The following is a 15,954-nucleotide window of genomic DNA, read 5'->3' as shown; positions in this document are numbered from 1 at the left end:
GATCTCACCCGAACCGGCAGCCCTGTCAGTCACGGCTCGTACACTCACCTGCGTGGATACGACCCTTCAGGACCCTCTGGTCGGGCAGGTGCTCGACGGGCGCTATCGCGTGGACGCGCGGATCGCGGTCGGCGGGATGGCCACGGTCTACCGGGCCCTGGACACCCGCCTGGACCGCGTGCTCGCGCTCAAGGTGATGCATCCGACGCTCGCGGCCGACGGCACCTTCGTCGACCGGTTCATCCGCGAGGCCAAGTCGGTCGCGAGGCTCGCACACCCGAACGTGGTGCAGGTCTTCGACCAGGGCACCGACGGGTCGTACGTCTACCTGGCCATGGAGTACGTCGCCGGGTGCACCCTGCGAGACGTGCTGCGCGAGCGCGGGGCGCTGCAGCCGCGCGCCGCCCTGGACATCCTGGAGCCGGTGCTCGCCGCGCTCGGCGCCGCGCACCGCGCCGGGTTCGTCCACCGCGACATGAAGCCGGAGAACGTGCTGATAGGGGACGACGGCCGGGTCAAGGTCGCCGACTTCGGCCTGGTGCGCTCCGTGGACACGGTCACCAACACCACCGGCACCGTCCTGGGCACCGTCTCCTACCTCGCTCCCGAGCAGATGGAGCACGGCACGGCCGACCCCCGGGTCGACGTGTACGCGTGCGGTGTCGTCCTGTACGAGATGCTGACCGGCGACCGGCCGCACGGCGGGGACTCCCCGGCCACCGTCCTCTACAAGCACATCCACGAGGACGTCCCGCCGCCGTCGGCCGCCGTGCCGGGCCTGGCGTACCGGCTGGACGAGCTGGTCGCGTCGGCGACCGCCCGCACCCCCGACCTGCGCCCGCAGGACGCGGTGGCGCTGCTCGCGCAGGCCCGCGACGTGCGCGCCGCGCTCAGCGCGGACCAGCTGGACGCACTGCCGCCGCAGGCCTTCGCCGCTGACCACCGGAGCATCTCCGAGGACCGTACGAGCGTGATCCCGCGCGCGCTGACGTCCCCCACGCTCGGCTTCGCTCGCGCGGGGGGACCCCCATCGCGCCCGCTGCCGGTGAACGAGGACGAGGCCGTCCTGCACCGCACGAGCCGCCTGGAGACACCCCCGCCGCTGCCGCCGCGGCGCCGTGGCGCGCGCTCCCGGCGCGGTCCGCTCACGGTCCTCGTCGCCGTACTGCTGATACTCGGGATCGGCACGGGCGTGTGGTACATCAACTCCGGCCAGTTCACCAAGGTCCCGTACCTGCTGGCGAAGACCCAGACACAGGCCACCCGGCAACTGCAGAAGGCGGGCCTCGACCTCGGCGCGGTCAAGCACGCGTACAGCGACACGGTGCAGCGGGGCACGGTCATCAGCTCGGACCCCGCGCCCGGCACCCGCATCCGCGACAACAGGTCGGTGGCGCTCACCATCTCCGACGGCCCGGAGACCGTGCAGGTGCCCGACGTGTCGGCGCGACCACTGGCCGAGGCGAGGGCCCGGCTGAAGAAGAGCGGGCTCGAGCCGGGCATGGTCACCCGGGAGTTCAGCGAGGACGTCCCCAAGGGCTCCGTGATCTCCACGACCCCCGAGGCGGGCACCAAGCGGCACGCGGGCGCGGCGATCGCCCTGGTCGTCAGCAAGGGCAGCCCGGTGGACGTCCCGGACGTCACGGGTGAGGACCTGGCTTCCGCCAAGTCCGACCTGGAGGGCGCCGGCCTGACGGTGAAGGTCGCCTCCGCACAGATCAACTCCGAGTACGACAAGGGCCAGGTCGCGGCGCAGACACCCGCGGGCGACAGCCAGGCCGCCGACGGCGACACGGTGACGCTCACGCTGTCCAAGGGCCCGGAGATGGTCGAGGTCCCGGACGTCACCGGCGACAGCGTGGACGACGCGCACAAGGCCCTGGAGGGCGCCGGCTTCAAGGTCGAGGAGGACCGCGGTCTGCTCGGCCTGTTCGGCGACACCGTCAAGAACCAGTCCGTGAAGGGCGGGGACACGGCACCCAAGGGGTCGACGATCACCATCAAGATCCGGTGACGGAGCAGGTCGCGGCGCATGACACCCTGAACGGGTGAAGAGTCAGCAGTCCCGCAACCCCGTCGGCGGCCATGTCCCTGTCGCCGGTGGTCTCCACTCCGTCGGTCTGTCCTACGCCCACGACCTGAAGGCCGAGACCGTGCAGGTCTTCGTCGCCAACCCGCGCGGCTGGGCCACGCCCGCCGGCAATCCGCGGCAGGACGAGGAGTTCCGCGAGGTGTGCGCGGCCGAGTCGATCCCGGCGTACGTCCACGCCCCGTACCTGATCAACTTCGGCTCGCACACCGAGGCGACCGTGGAGAGGTCGGTGGAGTCGCTGCGGCACTCGCTGCGGCGCGGGCGGGAGATCGGGGCGCTCGGCGTGGTCGTGCACACGGGCAGCGCGACGGGCGGCCGGGACCGCTCCGTGGCCCTGAAGCAGGTACGGCAGTACATGCTGCCGCTGCTGGACGAGCTCACCCACGACGACGATCCGTTCCTGCTGCTGGAGTCGACGGCCGGGCAGGGTGCCTCGCTCTGCTCGCGGACCTGGGACTTCGGGCCGTACTTCGAGGCGCTGGACGCCCATCCGAAGCTGGGCGTCTGCCTGGACACCTGCCACATCTTCGCGGCCGGGCACGACCTGACCGGCCCGAGCGGCATGCACCAGACGCTCGATCTGCTGGTGGACACGGTCGGCGAGGGCCGACTGAAGCTGATCCACGCCAACGACTCCAAGGACGTGGTCGGCGCACACAAGGACAGGCACGAGAACATCGGCGCAGGTCACATCGGCGAGGACCCGTTCCGGGCGCTGATGACCCACCCCGCGACCGAGGGCGTACCGCTGATCATCGAGACGCCCGGCGGCAAGGAGGGGCACGCGGCCGATGTGGAGCGGCTGAAAAAACTGCGCGATTACTGACTCGTTCCGGAATACCCCTAGGGGGTATACGGTTCCTGCTCGGTGCGGGAACCGTTACCTGACATTGGGGGCAGTCGTGCAGCACGAGGCACACGCACAGGCACACGCACACGAGACACACGCGCACCACCACCCGGCGGCCGCCACCTGGAGCATGGCCGCGCAGGCAACCCTCCACTGCCTCACCGGCTGCGCCATCGGCGAGGTGCTGGGCATGGTGATCGGCACGGCCTTCGGCTGGGGCAACGTGGCGACGACGGTACTGGCGATCGTCCTCGCGTTCCTCTTCGGCTACTCGCTCACGCTGCGCGGGGTGCTGCGGGCCGGCGTCGACTTCCGTACGGCCTTCCGGGTGGCGCTGGCCGCGGACACCCTGTCCATCGCGGTGATGGAGCTGATCGACAACGGCGTGATCGTGCTGTGGCCGGACGCGATGGACGCGGAACTGGCCGACCTGCTGTTCTGGGGTTCGCTCGCGATCTCGCTCGCGCTCGCCTTCTTCGTGACGACGCCCGTCAACAAGTGGATGATCGGCCGCGGCAAGGGCCATGCGGTGGTGCACGGATACCACCACTGACCTGCGAAGACCGGGATCAGAGCTCGGGGCCCTCCCCGGGCCCTTCCTGGTAGGAGTAGCGCTGCTCCTTCCACGGGTCGCCGATGTTGTGGTAGCCGCGCTCCTCCCAGAAGCCACGGCGGTCGGCGGTCATGTACTCCACGCCGCGCACCCACTTGGGGCCCTTCCAGGCGTACAGATGGGGCACGACGAGGCGGAGCGGGAAGCCGTGTTCCGCCGTCAGCAGCTCACCGTCCTTGTGGGTGGCGAAGATGGTCCGCTCGGAGGCGAAGTCCGCGAGGCGGAGGTTGGAGCTGAATCCGTATTCGGCCCACACCATCACATGGGTGACGGCGGGCGCGGGCGGCGCGATCTCGAGGATCGTACGAGCCGGAATGCCGCCCCATTCGGCGCCGAGCATGCTGAACTTCGTGACGCAGTGCAGGTCGGCCACGACGGTGGTGTACGGCAGGGCCGTGAACTCCTCATGGGTCCAGCAGTGCTTCTCGCCGTCCGCGGTGGCACCGAAGACCCTGAACTCCCAGCGCTCCGGGCGGAATTTGGGCACGGGCCCGTAATGCGTGACCGGCCAGCCGCGCTGCAGACGCTGCCCCGGCGGAAGCTCGGACTGTGCTGCTCCTCCTGAATCGCGTTCTCCCGATTCACGCTCCACCGGCTGACCCATGACTCCATCCTGACAGACCTCGGACGGTGCACTTGACCGCCGTCACCAAACCGGGGCAATTAGCACCGAGCATGGACTTACTTACTAAGCGCAGACTTACTGGACGATCTTCGTCGCCGGTGCAATCATGCGGCGCAACCTGCCAGTTCCCCCCGCTTGGAAGGAGCCTTAGCGATGCAGGGCGACCCCGAGGTCATCGAATTCCTCAACGAGCAGCTCACCGGCGAGCTGACCGCGATCAACCAGTACTTTCTGCACGCGAAGATGCAGGAGAACTTCGGCTGGACGAAGCTCGCCAAGTACACGCGGCACGAGTCGTTCGACGAGATGAAGCACGCGGAGGTGCTCACCGACCGGATCCTCTTCCTGGAGGGGCTGCCGAACTACCAGCGGCTCTTCCACGTGCGCGTGGGACAGACGGTCAAGGAGATGTTCGAGGCGGACCGGCAGGTCGAGGTCGAGGCGATCGACCGCCTCAAGCGGGGCATCGAGGTGATGCGGAACAAGGGCGACATCACGTCCGCGAACATCTTCGAGTCGATCCTCGAGGACGAGGAGCATCACATCGACTACCTCGACACCCAGCTGGAACTGGTCGAGAAGCTCGGCGAGGCGCTCTACATCGCGCAGCTGATCGAGCAGCCGGAGAGCTAGGCCGCCTCGTCCAGCGCGGTCAGGACCGGCTTGCCCTGGTCTGCGAGCTCACGGCGGGGGCACTCGCCCCGGCCCAGCAGCGCCTGGATACGGCGTACGCACGAACCGCAGTCCGTACCCGCCCTGCAGGCCGACGCTATCTGGCGCGGGGTGCAGGCACCGTCCTCCGCGTGCTTCTTGACCTGCTGCTCTGTGATGCCGAAGCAACTGCAGACGAACACGCGGTTCACCTCCCGCCGGGATCGAAGTGGTGCCGTCCCGATTGATCGGTGAGGCTAACCTAACCTTACCCGTCGCCCTGTGCCCGCAAAAGAGCAGAGGGGCGCGGATCGTATGTGATCCGCGCCCCATCGCTGTGACCAGCGGTTACTGGTCCCGGTACATCTCCGCGACGAGGAACGCCAGGTCGAGGGACTGGCTGCGGTTCAGACGCGGGTCACAGGCCGTCTCGTAGCGCTGGTGCAGATCGTCGACGAAGATCTCGTCGCCGCCGCCCACGCACTCGGTGACGTCGTCACCGGTGAGCTCGACATGGATGCCGCCCGGGTGGGTGCCGAGGCCCTTGTGGACCTCGAAGAAGCCCTTGACCTCGTCCAGTACGTCGTCGAAACGGCGGGTCTTGTGACCGGAGGCCGCCTCGAAGGTGTTGCCGTGCATGGGGTCGGTCACCCAGGCCACGGTCGCGCCGGAGGCGGTGACCTTCTCGACCAGCTCGGGAAGCTTGTCGCGGATCTTGTCCGCGCCCATGCGGACGATGAAGGTCAGCCGGCCCGGCTCGCGGTCCGGGTCGAGGCGGTCGATGTACTGCAGCGCCTCCTCGGCCGTGGTGGTCGGGCCGAGCTTGATGCCGATCGGGTTGCGGATCTTCGAGGCGAACTCGATGTGCGCGCCGTCCAGCTGCCGGGTGCGCTCACCGATCCACACCATGTGCCCGGAGACGTCGTACAGCTGCCCGGTGCGCGAGTCGACGCGGGTGAGCGCGGACTCGTAGTCGAGCAGCAGCGCCTCGTGCGAGGCGTAGAACTCGACGGTCTTGAACTCCTCCGGGTCGGTGCCGCAGGCCCGCATGAAGTTCAGCGCGTTGTCGATCTCCCGGGCCAGCTGCTCGTAGCGCTGCCCGGACGGGGACGACTTCACGAAGTCCTGGTTCCAGGCGTGCACCTGGCGCAGGTCGGCGTACCCGCCCGTGGTGAAGGCGCGCACCAGGTTCAGCGTGGAGGCGGACGCGTGGTACATCCGCTTCAGCCGCTCGGGGTCCGGGACGCGGGAGGCCTCGGTGAAGTCGAAGCCGTTGACGGAGTCGCCGCGGTAGGTCGGCAGCGTCACGCCGTCGCGGGTCTCGGTCGGCTTGGAGCGCGGCTTGGAGTACTGGCCGGCGATGCGGCCGACCTTCACGACCGGCACCGAGGCGGCGTACGTCAGCACGGCGCCCATCTGCAGCAGCGTCTTGAGCTTGTTGCGGATGTGGTCGGCGGACACCGCGTCGAAGGCCTCGGCGCAGTCGCCGCCCTGGAGGAGGAACGCCTCTCCCTTGGCGACGGCCGCCATCCGGGCGCGCAGCTGGTCGCACTCGCCCGCGAAGACGAGCGGCGGATACGACTCGAGGTCCGCAACGACTGCGCGCAGAGCCTCGGTGTCGGGGTACTCGGGCTGCTGCGCCGCGGGCAGATCTCGCCAGGTGTTGCCAGCGCTCGCGCTGGTCTTAGCGTTCACGGTCACCCCGTAAACATTACGGGGTCGTGTCGACTGCTTTTCCCTCCGCTCGACTGGTGAGACGAAGAGATCACGGTCCGGACGGCGCGGTGGTGCGGTAAGGTGCACCGCATGTTCGCGCTTTCGACCCAGAACTGGTGGTGGACCGCTCATCCGGCGGCCCACTGACTGCGCGTACGCAAGACTTCGCGAAGGCCGCCCGAGGGGCGGCCTTCGGCGTTTCCGGGGTCCGTTCCTCTTCAGCGAGAAGGAAGAAACGGACTCATGCACCTGGCTGATCTGCTCGACGATCCACGCCCCTTCGCCCTGCTGCGCCGCCACACGCCGGGCCACGCCGAGAACACCGTGGAGGTGCTGCTCGGCCCGGTCTCCATCTACGACCGCCTGGCCGACCTCCCCGACGAGGGCCTCGCGCTCGTCCCCTTCCGCCAGATCCGCGAACGCGGCTTCGACGTCCGCGACGACGGGACACCGCTGGCCTTCCTCACCCCCGAGGAGTCCTACGAGATCCCGCTCGCCGACGCCCTCGCGCAGCTCCCGGCGCACGAGGTGCGGGTGGCGGGCGGCGGCTTCGACGTCGAGGACGAGGAGTACGGCGAGATCGTCGGCCGGGTGCTGCACGAGGAGATCGGGCGGGGCGAGGGCGCCAACTTCGTCATCCGGCGGACGTACGAGGGGGAGATCCCGGGGTTCTCCCGCGCGGACGCGCTCGCGCTGTTCCGGCGGCTGCTGGAGGGCGAGCGGGGCGCGTACTGGACGTTCGTGGTGCACACCCGGGAGCGCACCCTGGTCGGGGCCAGTCCCGAGGTGCATGTGCGGATGTCCGGCGGCACGGTCGTGATGAACCCGATCAGCGGGACGTACCGCTATCCCGCCGAGGGCCCGACGCCGGAGCACCTGCTGGACTTCCTCGCCGACGGCAAGGAGATCGAGGAGCTGTCGATGGTCGTCGACGAGGAGCTCAAGATGATGTGCACCGTCGGCGACATGGGCGGCGTCGTCGTCGGGCCGCGTCTGAAGGAGATGGCCCATCTCGCGCACACCGAGTACGAGCTGCGCGGGAAGTCCTCGCTGGACGTGCGCGAGGTGCTGAAGGAGACCATGTTCGCGGCCACGGTCACCGGCTCGCCGGTGCAGAACGCCTGCCGCGTCATCGAGCGGCACGAGGTCGGCGGGCGCGGCTACTACGCGGGCGCGCTCGCGCTGCTCGGCCGGGACTCCGGCGGCGCGCAGACCCTCGACTCCCCCATCCTGATCCGTACGGCGGACATCTCCCCCGAAGGCCATCTGCGCGTCCCGGTCGGTGCCACCCTCGTCCGCGGCTCGGACCCGGCGAGCGAGGTCGCCGAGACGCATGCGAAGGCGGCGGGCGTGCTGGCGGCCCTGGGCGTACGCCCCTCCCGGCCGCGCGAGGGGCACGCGCGCGTGCGGCTCGCCGACGACCCACGCGTGCGTGCCGCGCTCGACGGGCGCCGGGCTTCGCTGGCGCCGTTCTGGCTGCGGATGCAGGAGCGGTCCTACGAACTCGACGGGCACGCCTTCGTGGTCGACGGCGAGGACACCTTCACCTCGATGCTGGCGCATGTGCTGCGCTCGGCCGGGCTGGAGGTCACCGTCCGGCGCTACGACGAGCCGGGCCTCGGGGAAGCCGTCCTCGCCCATGAGGGACCCCTCGTGCTGGGCCCCGGCCCCGGTGACCCGTCCGACCTGGACGACCCCAAGATGCGGTTCCTGCGCGACCTCACGGCGCGGGTCATCCGTGAGCACCGGCACGGCGTGCTCGGCGTCTGCCTCGGGCACGAGCTGATCGCGGCCGAGCTGGGGCTGGAGATCGTACGGAAGGAAGTGCCGTACCAGGGGGCGCAGACGACGATCGAGCTGTTCGGGCGGACGGAGACCGTCGGCTTCTACAACAGCTTCGTGGCGCGCTGCGACGACGAGGTGACGCAGGAGCTGGCCGCGCACGGGGTCGAGGTGAGCCGGGCGGACAACGGGGAAGTGCACGCCGTACGGGGCCCTGGGTTCGCCGGCGTGCAGTTCCACCCGGAGTCGATCCTCACGCTGAACGGTGCGGCTGTCGTACGGGAGTTGGTGGGCCGGCTGCGCAACACGACCGTGTAGCCGTCTGGGGGCGCGCGGCCCCCAGACTTCCGTTTCCTCGTCGCCCGAGGATCAGCCGAAGAAGACCCCGACCTCCTCGTACAGCTCCGGGTCCACCGTCTTCAGCTTCGCCGTCGCCTCCGCGATCGGGACGCGGACGATGTCGGTGCCGCGCAGGGCGACCATCTTGCCGAAGTCGCCCTCGTGGACGGCGTCGATGGCGTGCAGGCCGAAGCGGGTGGCCAGCCAGCGGTCGAAGGCGCTCGGGGTGCCGCCGCGCTGGATGTGACCGAGGACGGTCGTGCGGGCCTCCTTGCCGGTGCGCTTCTCGATCTCCTTGGCGAGCCATTCGCCGACCCCGGACAGGCGGACGTGCCCGAAGGAGTCCAGCGACTCGTCCTTGAGGACCACGTCGCCGTCCTTGGGCATGGCGCCCTCGGCGACGACCACGATGGGGGCGTACGAGGCCTTGAAGCGGGAGGTGATCCAGGCGCAGACCTGTTCGAGGTCGAAGCGCTGCTCGGGGATGAGGATGACGTTGGCGCCGCCCGCGAGGCCGGAGTGCAGGGCGATCCAGCCGGCGTGCCGGCCCATCACCTCGCAGACCAGGACGCGCATGTGGGACTCGGCGGTGGTGTGCAGACGGTCGATGGCCTCGGTGGCGATGCCGACCGCGGTGTCGAAGCCGAAAGTGTAGTCGGTGGCGGACAGGTCGTTGTCGATCGTCTTCGGTACGCCGACGACGGGCACGCCGTACTCGTCGGTGAGGCGCGCCGCCACGCCCAGGGTGTCCTCGCCGCCGATCGCGATGAGCGCCTCGACCTCCTGCTTGGCGAGGTTCTCCTTGATCCGGCGGATGCCGTTCTCCTGCTTGAGCGGATTGGTGCGCGAGGAGCCGAGGATGGTGCCGCCGCGGGGCAGGATGCCGCGCACCGCGGGGATGTCGAGGCGGACAGTGTCGCCTTCGAGGGGGCCGCGCCAGCCGTCCCGGTAGCCGACGAAGTCGTAGCCGTACTCCTGCACGCCCTTGCGGACGATGCCCCGGATGACGGCGTTGAGTCCGGGGCAGTCGCCGCCTCCGGTCAGTACTCCGACCCGCATGGAAATGTCCCTTCGCCGCAGTTGCCTGGTGACAGCCACGCTAATGGTGATCCAGGTCACAGAGGGATGGGCTGGAAGGGCAATTCCGGTGAATCAGCGGGCGGTTGGTTTACCCGCCGTCAAGCTCCCGTGGCGCTCTCACTCGTCGTCGAGTCCGCGCTCTATGGCGTACCGGACGAGTTCCACCCTGTTGTGCAGCTGGAGCTTGCCGAGGGTGTTCTGGACGTGGTTCTGGACCGTGCGGTGGGAGATGACCAGGCGTTCGGCGATCTGCTTGTAGCTCAGGCCCTTGGCGACCAGGCGCAGCACCTCGGTCTCGCGGTCGGTGAGCTGCGGGGCGCCCGGCTGGTCGGTGTCCGCGGCGGGCGCGGGCTCGGAGGCGAGGCGGCGGTACTCGCCGAGGACCAGTCCGGCCAGGCCCGGCGTGAACACCGGGTCGCCGACGGCCGTGCGGCGCACCGCGTCCAGCAGTTCGTCCGTGGACGCGGACTTCAGCAGATAGCCGGTGGCGCCGGACTTCACCGCCTCCAGGACGTCGGCGTGCTCACCGCTCGCCGACAGCACGAGGACACGCAGCGCGGGGTTGTGCCCGACGAGCTCCTTGCAGACCTGGACGCCGGGCTTGGCGGGCAGGTTCAGATCGAGCACGAGCACGTCGGGGCCGGCGGCCTTGGCGCGGCGCACGGCCTGGTCGCCGTCGCCCGCGGTGGCGACCACGTCGAAACCGGACTCGGCCAGGTCGCGGGCGACGGCATCGCGCCACATCGGGTGGTCGTCGACCACCATGACCTTGATCGCGCCCTGCCGCTCGTCGGTGGAGTCCGTCATCGCCGCTCTGCCTTCCCCCGTGGGTCCTTCGCGTCCTTCGGTACCTTCAGTTCGACCTCCGTGCCCTGGCCGGGCACCGAGATCAGTTCGGCGCTGCCGCCGAGGTCGCGCAGCCGGCCGCGGATCGACAGGGCGACGCCGAGCCGCCCCTCCCCCTCGGCCTGGGCGAGCCGACCCTCCGGGATGCCAGGGCCGTCGTCCCGCACGGTCACCACGACCTCACCGGGCTCGTCCTCGACGAGGATCCACGCGCGCGCGTCCTCTCCGGCGTGCCTGCGCACGTTGTCCAGGGCGGCACCGACGGCCGCGGCCAGTTCCCTCGCGGCGGCCCTGGGGAGCAGAACGGCCGCTCCCGGTTCGGCGAGGCTGACCTTCGCGGCGGCGTACGGGGCGAGCAGCGCCCGCAGGTCCACCGGGCCGTCCTCGTCGTACGAGGGCTCCTCCACGGCCCGTACCACCGCGCCCTCGGCGGCGTCCTCCGACACCCGCGAGACGGGGACCAGCCCGCCGGAGACCAGGGTGCGCAGCGCGACCTCCTGCTCGCCGGCCATCCGGCCCAGTTCGGCCGCCTCGCCGCCGAGGACCGCGCCCCGGCGCTGGACCATGGCCAGCACCTGCAGCACGCCGTCGTGGATGTCCCGGGCGAGCCGCTCCCGCTCCCGGGTCGCGGCCTCGATCTCCAGGGCGCGGGCGAGGGTGCGCTCGGAGGCGCGGGCGACCTCGACGACGTAGCCGATGGCGATGGAGGCGACCCAGACCAGGATCACGTTGTGCACGGTGTCGCGGGCGGGGGCGCCGCGCTCGATCAGGTTGGCGGCGGCGACCGGCGTCGACGCGAACGCGGCCCAGCGCCAGCCGCCCTTGATGGCGTACGCGAGGACCGAGCCGGCGGTCCATATCGACGGCAGGGTGGGCCCGCCGCTCTGGATGTGCTGCTCGTTGACCGCGAGCGGGGTGAGCAGGATGCCGGTGAGGGCGATGGCGAGGTCGACCGCGAGGAAGCGCTTGGTGCAGGCGGCCGCGCTCTGGACGCGGGGCAGGGTGGCGAGCGTCCACACGAACAGGACGACGTAGTAGGCGATGGCCACGCCCGCGTGGTCGTACTCGTCGTAGGCGGTGGCGAACAGGCCGACCGCGTACAGCATCGTGAGCACCCGGTACGCGGTGAGCGCACGCCACAGCGGCTGCTCGACCGACATGCGCATGACGCGCTCGCGCTTGGGCATGTCCCCCACCCCCCCTCGACCGAGAGCCTAGGCCTCGGACTTGTCCTTCTTGGCCTGCTCCTTGGCCTGCTCTTTGGCCTGCTCCTTGGCCTGTTCCTTCTCGGCCTTCGCCGCCTCCGCGATCTGGCGCTTCGCCGCGGTCGCGTACATGTCGACGTACTCCTGGCCGGAGAGCTTCATGATCTCGTACATGACCTCGTCGGTGACCGCGCGCAGCACGAAGCGGTCGTGCTCCATGCCCTGGTAGCGGCTGAAGTCGAGGGGCTTGCCGATGCGGATGCCCGGGCGCATCAGCTTGGGCATGACCTTGCCCGGCGGCTGGATCTTCTCCGTATCGATCATCGCGACCGGGATGACCGGCGCGCCCGAGGCGAGCGCCACACGTGCGAGACCACCGGGCTTGCCGCGGTAGAGGCGGCCGTCGGGCGAGCGTGTGCCCTCGGGGTAGATGCCGAACAGCTCACCGCGCTCCAGGACCTCCAGGCCGCTCTTGATCGCGGCCTCGCCCGCGCCGCGCGCACCGGAGCGGTCCACCGGGAGCTGGCCGACGCCCTTGAAGAAGGCGGCCGTCAGCCGGCCCTTCACGCCGGGCGTGGTGAAGTACTCGGCCTTGGCGATGAAGGTGACCTTGCGGTCGAGGACCGCGGGCAGGAAGAACGAGTCGGAGAAGGAGAGATGATTGCTCGCCAGGATGGCGGCGCCCTCCGCCGGAATGTTCTCCAGGCCTTCCACCCAGGGCCTGAAGGCGACCTTCAGCGGTCCCCCGATGGCAACCTTCATCGTGCCGTACAACACCCGTGTGCCTCCTGTTTCCGTCGGTCAGACCTTAACCCGGAGCACTGTCAAAGGATCCGACGACCCTGGTCGGTGTCAGTGCGGTCGCGTACGGTGAAGCACCTGGACTTCACGTCACTCACATGAACAGGAGACCGAAGGTGCCGGTCCTTCCTGGAGCCGAGCCGTACCGCCATGAGGGCGGGGAGGTCGGCGTCCTGCTCTGCCACGGCTTCACCGGTTCCCCCCAGTCGCTGCGCCCCTGGGCCGAGTATCTCGCCGAACACGGCCTCACGGTCTCGCTGCCGCTGCTGCCCGGGCACGGCACCCGCTGGGAGGACATGCAGCTCACCGGCTGGCAGGACTGGTACGCCGAGGTGGACCGCGAGCTGCGGTCCCTGCGCGAGCGCTGCGGCGAGGTGTTCGTGGCCGGCCTGTCCATGGGCGGCACCCTGGCGCTGCGTCTGGCGGCGAAGCACGGGGAGGCGGTCGGCGGCGTGGTGGTCGTCAACCCGGCGAACCGCATGCACGGCTTTTCCCCGTACGCCCTTCCCGTGGCCCGCCATCTCGTGCGCACGACGAAGGGGATCGCCAGCGACATCGCGAAGGAGGGCAGCGCCGAGCTGGGGTACGACCGGGTTCCGCTGCACGCGGCGCACTCCCTGCGGAACTTCTTCCGGCTGGTCGACGGCGAGCTGCCCCAGGTCACGCAGCCGCTGCTGGTGCTGCGCAGCCCGCAGGACCATGTCGTGCCGCCGGCCGACTCGGCGCGGATCCTCGGCCGGGTCTCATCGAGGGACGTGACGGAGATACTGCTGGAACAGAGCTACCACGTGGCGACGTTGGACCACGATGCGGACCGGATTTTCGAAGAGAGCCTCGCGTTCATCGGCCGGCTCGCACCCAGTGTCGGCAAGGAAGGGACGGCCGCAGGTGGCTGAGCACGACTCGGACCGCGAGGACCGCGAGCCGGAGGAGCAGGGCGTCCCCTTCGACGAGGACGCCGCGTGGGCCGCGATCGTCGCCGGCTACGGCGAGGAGCCGAAGGACCCACCGGGCACCAAGCCGTTCAAGTCAGTCGAGGACCTGGCGCTGCTGGAGCCGGAGACCAACGACGACTCCGGGGGCTCCCGGGGCGAGGCGCCGGAGCAGGAGAAGCCGAAGAAGCCCCTGGGCGGCTCCGTCTCCTTCGCGCCCGGCGTCGGCCCGCGCGACTACACGGCCGCCGAGCCGTCCGAGGACGACTTCGAGGAGGACGACGAGGGCCACTTCGTCCCCCCGGAGCCGCCGCCGCTGCCCACCGCCGACACGACCGCGAAGTTCGCCTGGCTGGGCGTGATCGGCGGTCCGGTCCTGCTCCTGCTGGCGGTGCTGCTGAGCTGGGACATGACCTGGTGGCTGGCCACGCTCGGCATCGGCGGCTTCCTGGGCGGTTTCGCCACGCTGGTGATGCGGATGAAGACGGACGACGAGGACGACGACGACCCGGGGCGCGGAGCCGTCGTCTAGCCCGCCGGGATCTTGAGGGCGGCCAGGACCGGAAAGTGGTCCGTGGCCGCCCTCAGGTCTGCCTCCGTCACGCCGGGGTGGCCGAGCGGGACGCCGCAGCCGAGCACCTCGATGCCCTTGGTGGCGAAGATCGCGTCGATCCGCTGGAACGGGTTCGGGGGCGTCCAGGTGTACTCGCTGCCCCAGGGGGCCGCGGCCCAGCAGTCCTGCAGGCCGTCGGCGAGGCGGCGGAAGGTGCGGCCGGTGGGGCGGTCGTTGAGGTCGCCGCCCGCGATCGCGTGCTCCACCCCGAGGCCGGCCAGCCGGTCGAGGAGCATGCCGCCCTGCTCGTACCGCTCGTCCGCCTGCAGGGAGAGGTGGTAGCTGACCACACCGAGGCGGGCGCCGCCGAAGCGGACCACTGCGGTGGCGAAGCCGCGGCGGTGCAGGCCGGGGGTGAGGGGGAGGAGGACGTCCTCGGTTCGCTCGACGGTCGCCCGGAGCGTGCAGAGGATCGCCGGACCGGAGGCGGTGGCGCCTCCGGTGAGGACGACTTGGCCTGCCGCCGATGCGAGACGGGCCAGTTTCTTGCGCCAGCGGAAGAAGCGGGGGGCTTCCTGCAGGAGAACCAGGTCGGGGGCGCAGGCGGTGATGACCCTGGCCAGGGCGTCCGTGTCATCACGCATGGAGCGGATGTTGTAGCTGAGGACTCGGATGACGGCTGAACCGTCGGGTTCCGTGTGGGAGTTGGGCAGCAGCTCCATGTGGATCAATGTACGCCCATTGGCTCGGGGCGCGAGGTTGTAGGCGACCACCGGTGGTATGTGGCTGGTCGCGCCCACGCGGCGGAGCCGCATGTTTATACAGCCCCGCGCCCCTCAGGGAAGCGCAGTCGCCGTCTCGCAGGAAGTCGGCGTCACATGATGGGGTCGGGTTCCCGGGCCAGGTCTGCTGCTCCGACCAGGCCCGCCTTGTTGCCCAGCTGGGCGGCGATGACCTCGGCCACCGGGCGCCAGTTGCCGCCGACCAGCCAGCGCTTGTACGACTTGCGGATCGGGTCGAGGACCAGTTCGCCCTCGTCCGAGAGGCCGCCGCCGACGATGAAGGCGGAGGGGTCGAAGAGGGAGGCCAGGTCGGCGAGGCCCGCGCCGGCCCAGCGGGCCAGCTCGCGATAGGAGTCGACGGCGACCGGGTCGCCCTGGCGGGCGGCCATGGAGATGTGCTTGCCCTCGATGCCGTCGGGGCTGCCGTCACCGAGGCCGAGCAGGATCTCGGCGTTCTCGGGGGTGGCGTTGGCGCGCTGCTTGGCGTATCTGACCAGGGCGCGCCCGGAGGCGTACTGCTCCCAGCAGCCCTGGCTGCCGCAGCCGCACAGCAGGCCGTCCGGCACCATGCGGATGTGGCCGAACTCGGCGGCCACGCCGTAGTGCCCGCGGCGCAGCTTGTTGCCGATGATGATGCCGCCGCCGAGGCCGGTGCCGAGGGTGATGCAGATGACGTTGCGGTGGCCCTTGCCCGCGCCGAACTTGTACTCGCCCCAGGCGGCCGCGTTGGCGTCGTTCTCCACGACGACCGGCAGGCCCACGCGGGCCTCGACCTTGGCCTTCAGCGGCTCGTTGCGCCAGTCGATGTTGGGCGCGAAGTAGACCTCCGAGCGCTGGCGGTTGACGTAACCGGCCGCACCGATGCCCACGCCCACGATCTCGTGCCCGGCGCGTGCGCCCTCCACGGCGGAGGCGATGGCGTCCACGATCGCCTCGGGCGTGCCCGGGGTCGGCACCTTGTGCGTCGAGAGGATGTTGCCTTCCTCGTCGACCACACCGGCCGCGATCTTGGTACCGCCGATGTCGACGCCGATGGTGAGTCCCATGAATCCCTCAGTTTCGGTCGAGCCCCGCTACGGCCAACCGT

At 70.2% G+C, this 15,954-nt stretch carries 17 protein-coding genes; 8 read left to right on the top strand and 9 right to left on the bottom strand.

Features of this window, described 5'->3' with window-relative positions:
* Positions 1 to 52 precede the first annotated feature (52 nt).
* The 3 genes from pknB to ACFY1U_RS03490 all read left to right on the top strand — a co-directional run bounded on the left by pknB (position 53) and on the right by ACFY1U_RS03490 (position 3,495).
* On the top strand, positions 53 to 2,014 hold the full coding sequence (gene pknB / locus ACFY1U_RS03500) for a Stk1 family PASTA domain-containing Ser/Thr kinase (RefSeq protein WP_390692462.1): 1,962 nt from the start codon (positions 53 to 55) through the stop codon (positions 2,012 to 2,014).
* A 34-nt stretch (positions 2,015 to 2,048) separates the two neighbouring features.
* A complete protein-coding gene (locus tag ACFY1U_RS03495) occupies positions 2,049 to 2,918 on the top strand; it encodes a deoxyribonuclease IV (protein WP_390692461.1) in 870 nt (289 codons plus the stop codon).
* A 76-nt stretch (positions 2,919 to 2,994) separates the two neighbouring features.
* Complete coding sequence (locus tag ACFY1U_RS03490) at positions 2,995 to 3,495, top strand: DUF4396 domain-containing protein (protein ID WP_390692460.1); 501 nt, start codon at positions 2,995 to 2,997, stop codon at positions 3,493 to 3,495.
* 16 nt (positions 3,496 to 3,511) lie between these two features.
* On the opposite strand, the gene ACFY1U_RS03485 is transcribed toward ACFY1U_RS03490, so the two are convergent.
* Positions 3,512 to 4,159, bottom strand: coding sequence for a sulfite oxidase-like oxidoreductase (locus ACFY1U_RS03485; protein ID WP_390692459.1), 648 nt, complete (start codon positions 4,157 to 4,159; stop codon positions 3,512 to 3,514).
* A 174-nt stretch (positions 4,160 to 4,333) separates the two neighbouring features.
* Between ACFY1U_RS03485 and bfr the strand changes: the two genes are divergently transcribed.
* Entirely contained in the window at positions 4,334 to 4,813 is a 480-nt protein-coding gene (gene bfr, locus ACFY1U_RS03480; protein ID WP_390692458.1) for a bacterioferritin, read from the top strand.
* On the opposite strand, the gene ACFY1U_RS03475 is transcribed toward bfr, so the two are convergent.
* Positions 4,810 to 5,043 carry a bacterioferritin-associated ferredoxin gene (locus tag ACFY1U_RS03475; protein WP_390692457.1) on the bottom strand — a complete coding sequence of 78 codons (234 nt, stop codon included), beginning with the start codon at positions 5,041 to 5,043 and terminating at the stop codon, positions 4,810 to 4,812. The genes bfr and ACFY1U_RS03475 overlap by 4 nt on opposite strands.
* A 136-nt stretch (positions 5,044 to 5,179) precedes the next feature.
* The gene (locus ACFY1U_RS03470; protein WP_390692456.1) at positions 5,180 to 6,532 is read right to left on the bottom strand and encodes a class II 3-deoxy-7-phosphoheptulonate synthase; all 1,353 of its coding nucleotides are present in this window, start codon (positions 6,530 to 6,532) and stop codon (positions 5,180 to 5,182) included.
* Between the two features lie 105 nt (positions 6,533 to 6,637).
* Between ACFY1U_RS03470 and ACFY1U_RS03465 the strand changes: the two genes are divergently transcribed.
* Together ACFY1U_RS03465 and ACFY1U_RS03460 are read left to right on the top strand one after the other, a co-directional pair.
* Positions 6,638 to 6,694 carry a trp operon leader peptide gene (locus ACFY1U_RS03465; RefSeq protein ID WP_078912442.1) on the top strand — a complete coding sequence of 19 codons (57 nt, stop codon included), beginning with the start codon at positions 6,638 to 6,640 and terminating at the stop codon, positions 6,692 to 6,694.
* 96 nt (positions 6,695 to 6,790) lie between these two features.
* On the top strand, positions 6,791 to 8,647 hold the full coding sequence (locus tag ACFY1U_RS03460; RefSeq protein WP_390692455.1) for an anthranilate synthase family protein: 1,857 nt from the start codon (positions 6,791 to 6,793) through the stop codon (positions 8,645 to 8,647).
* A 51-nt stretch (positions 8,648 to 8,698) separates the two neighbouring features.
* On the opposite strand, the gene ACFY1U_RS03455 is transcribed toward ACFY1U_RS03460, so the two are convergent.
* The 4 genes from ACFY1U_RS03455 to ACFY1U_RS03440 form a co-directional block, all read right to left on the bottom strand.
* Positions 8,699 to 9,727: a 6-phosphofructokinase gene (locus ACFY1U_RS03455; RefSeq protein ID WP_390692454.1), complete on the bottom strand. Its 1,029-nt coding sequence runs from the start codon at positions 9,725 to 9,727 to the stop codon at positions 8,699 to 8,701.
* Positions 9,728 to 9,865: 138 nt separating this feature from the next.
* Positions 9,866 to 10,555 (bottom strand): response regulator, encoded by a 690-nt coding sequence (locus ACFY1U_RS03450; RefSeq protein WP_390692453.1) that lies wholly within the window; start codon positions 10,553 to 10,555, stop codon positions 9,866 to 9,868.
* Positions 10,552 to 11,781 (bottom strand): MacS family sensor histidine kinase, encoded by a 1,230-nt coding sequence (gene macS, locus ACFY1U_RS03445; protein WP_390692452.1) that lies wholly within the window; start codon positions 11,779 to 11,781, stop codon positions 10,552 to 10,554. The genes ACFY1U_RS03450 and macS overlap by 4 nt, the downstream gene beginning before the upstream one ends.
* 27 nt (positions 11,782 to 11,808) lie before the next feature.
* Entirely contained in the window at positions 11,809 to 12,561 is a 753-nt protein-coding gene (locus ACFY1U_RS03440) for a lysophospholipid acyltransferase family protein (RefSeq protein ID WP_390692838.1), read from the bottom strand.
* Between the two features lie 155 nt (positions 12,562 to 12,716).
* Here ACFY1U_RS03440 and ACFY1U_RS03435 point away from each other — a divergent pair, with 155 nt between their 5' ends.
* Both ACFY1U_RS03435 and ACFY1U_RS03430 read left to right on the top strand, forming a co-directional pair.
* Positions 12,717 to 13,496, top strand: a complete 780-nt coding sequence (locus ACFY1U_RS03435) for an alpha/beta hydrolase (RefSeq protein ID WP_390692837.1) — start codon at positions 12,717 to 12,719, stop codon at positions 13,494 to 13,496.
* A complete protein-coding gene (locus tag ACFY1U_RS03430) occupies positions 13,489 to 14,064 on the top strand; it encodes a hypothetical protein (RefSeq protein ID WP_390692451.1) in 576 nt (191 codons plus the stop codon). Before ACFY1U_RS03435 ends, ACFY1U_RS03430 begins: the two co-directional genes overlap by 8 nt.
* Here ACFY1U_RS03430 and ACFY1U_RS03425 read toward each other — a convergent pair.
* Positions 14,061 to 14,807: an endonuclease/exonuclease/phosphatase family protein gene (locus ACFY1U_RS03425; RefSeq protein WP_390692450.1), complete on the bottom strand. Its 747-nt coding sequence runs from the start codon at positions 14,805 to 14,807 to the stop codon at positions 14,061 to 14,063. The two genes, ACFY1U_RS03430 and ACFY1U_RS03425, sit on opposite strands and share 4 nt — an antisense overlap.
* A gap of 152 nt (positions 14,808 to 14,959) precedes the next feature.
* Positions 14,960 to 15,913 carry an ROK family glucokinase gene (locus tag ACFY1U_RS03420; RefSeq protein WP_123964607.1) on the bottom strand — a complete coding sequence of 318 codons (954 nt, stop codon included), beginning with the start codon at positions 15,911 to 15,913 and terminating at the stop codon, positions 14,960 to 14,962.
* Positions 15,914 to 15,954: the final 41 nt, after the last annotated feature.

This window comes from Streptomyces sp. NPDC001351 (assembly GCF_042896045.1).
In the GTDB taxonomy this organism is placed as follows: Bacteria; Actinomycetota; Actinomycetes; order Streptomycetales; family Streptomycetaceae; genus Streptomyces.
This window is presented reverse-complemented; position numbering and strand designations above follow the sequence as displayed.

What these genes read in the sequence shown, in the direction of transcription:
- ACFY1U_RS03485 (WP_390692459.1), bottom strand. Translation starts at nt 4,159, where the DNA reads ATGGGTCAGCCGGTGGAGCGTGAATCGGGAGAACGCGATTCAGGAGGA.
- bfr (WP_390692458.1), top strand. Translation starts at nt 4,334, where the DNA reads ATGCAGGGCGACCCCGAGGTCATCGAATTCCTCAACGAGCAGCTCACC.
- ACFY1U_RS03460 (WP_390692455.1), top strand. Translation starts at nt 6,791, where the DNA reads ATGCACCTGGCTGATCTGCTCGACGATCCACGCCCCTTCGCCCTGCTG.
- ACFY1U_RS03455 (WP_390692454.1), bottom strand. Translation starts at nt 9,727, where the DNA reads ATGCGGGTCGGAGTACTGACCGGAGGCGGCGACTGCCCCGGACTCAAC.
- ACFY1U_RS03450 (WP_390692453.1), bottom strand. Translation starts at nt 10,555, where the DNA reads ATGACGGACTCCACCGACGAGCGGCAGGGCGCGATCAAGGTCATGGTG.
- macS (WP_390692452.1), bottom strand. Translation starts at nt 11,781, where the DNA reads ATGCCCAAGCGCGAGCGCGTCATGCGCATGTCGGTCGAGCAGCCGCTG.
- ACFY1U_RS03440 (WP_390692838.1), bottom strand. Translation starts at nt 12,561, where the DNA reads ATGAAGGTTGCCATCGGGGGACCGCTGAAGGTCGCCTTCAGGCCCTGG.
- ACFY1U_RS03425 (WP_390692450.1), bottom strand. Translation starts at nt 14,807, where the DNA reads ATGGAGCTGCTGCCCAACTCCCACACGGAACCCGACGGTTCAGCCGTC.
- ACFY1U_RS03420 (WP_123964607.1), bottom strand. Translation starts at nt 15,913, where the DNA reads ATGGGACTCACCATCGGCGTCGACATCGGCGGTACCAAGATCGCGGCC.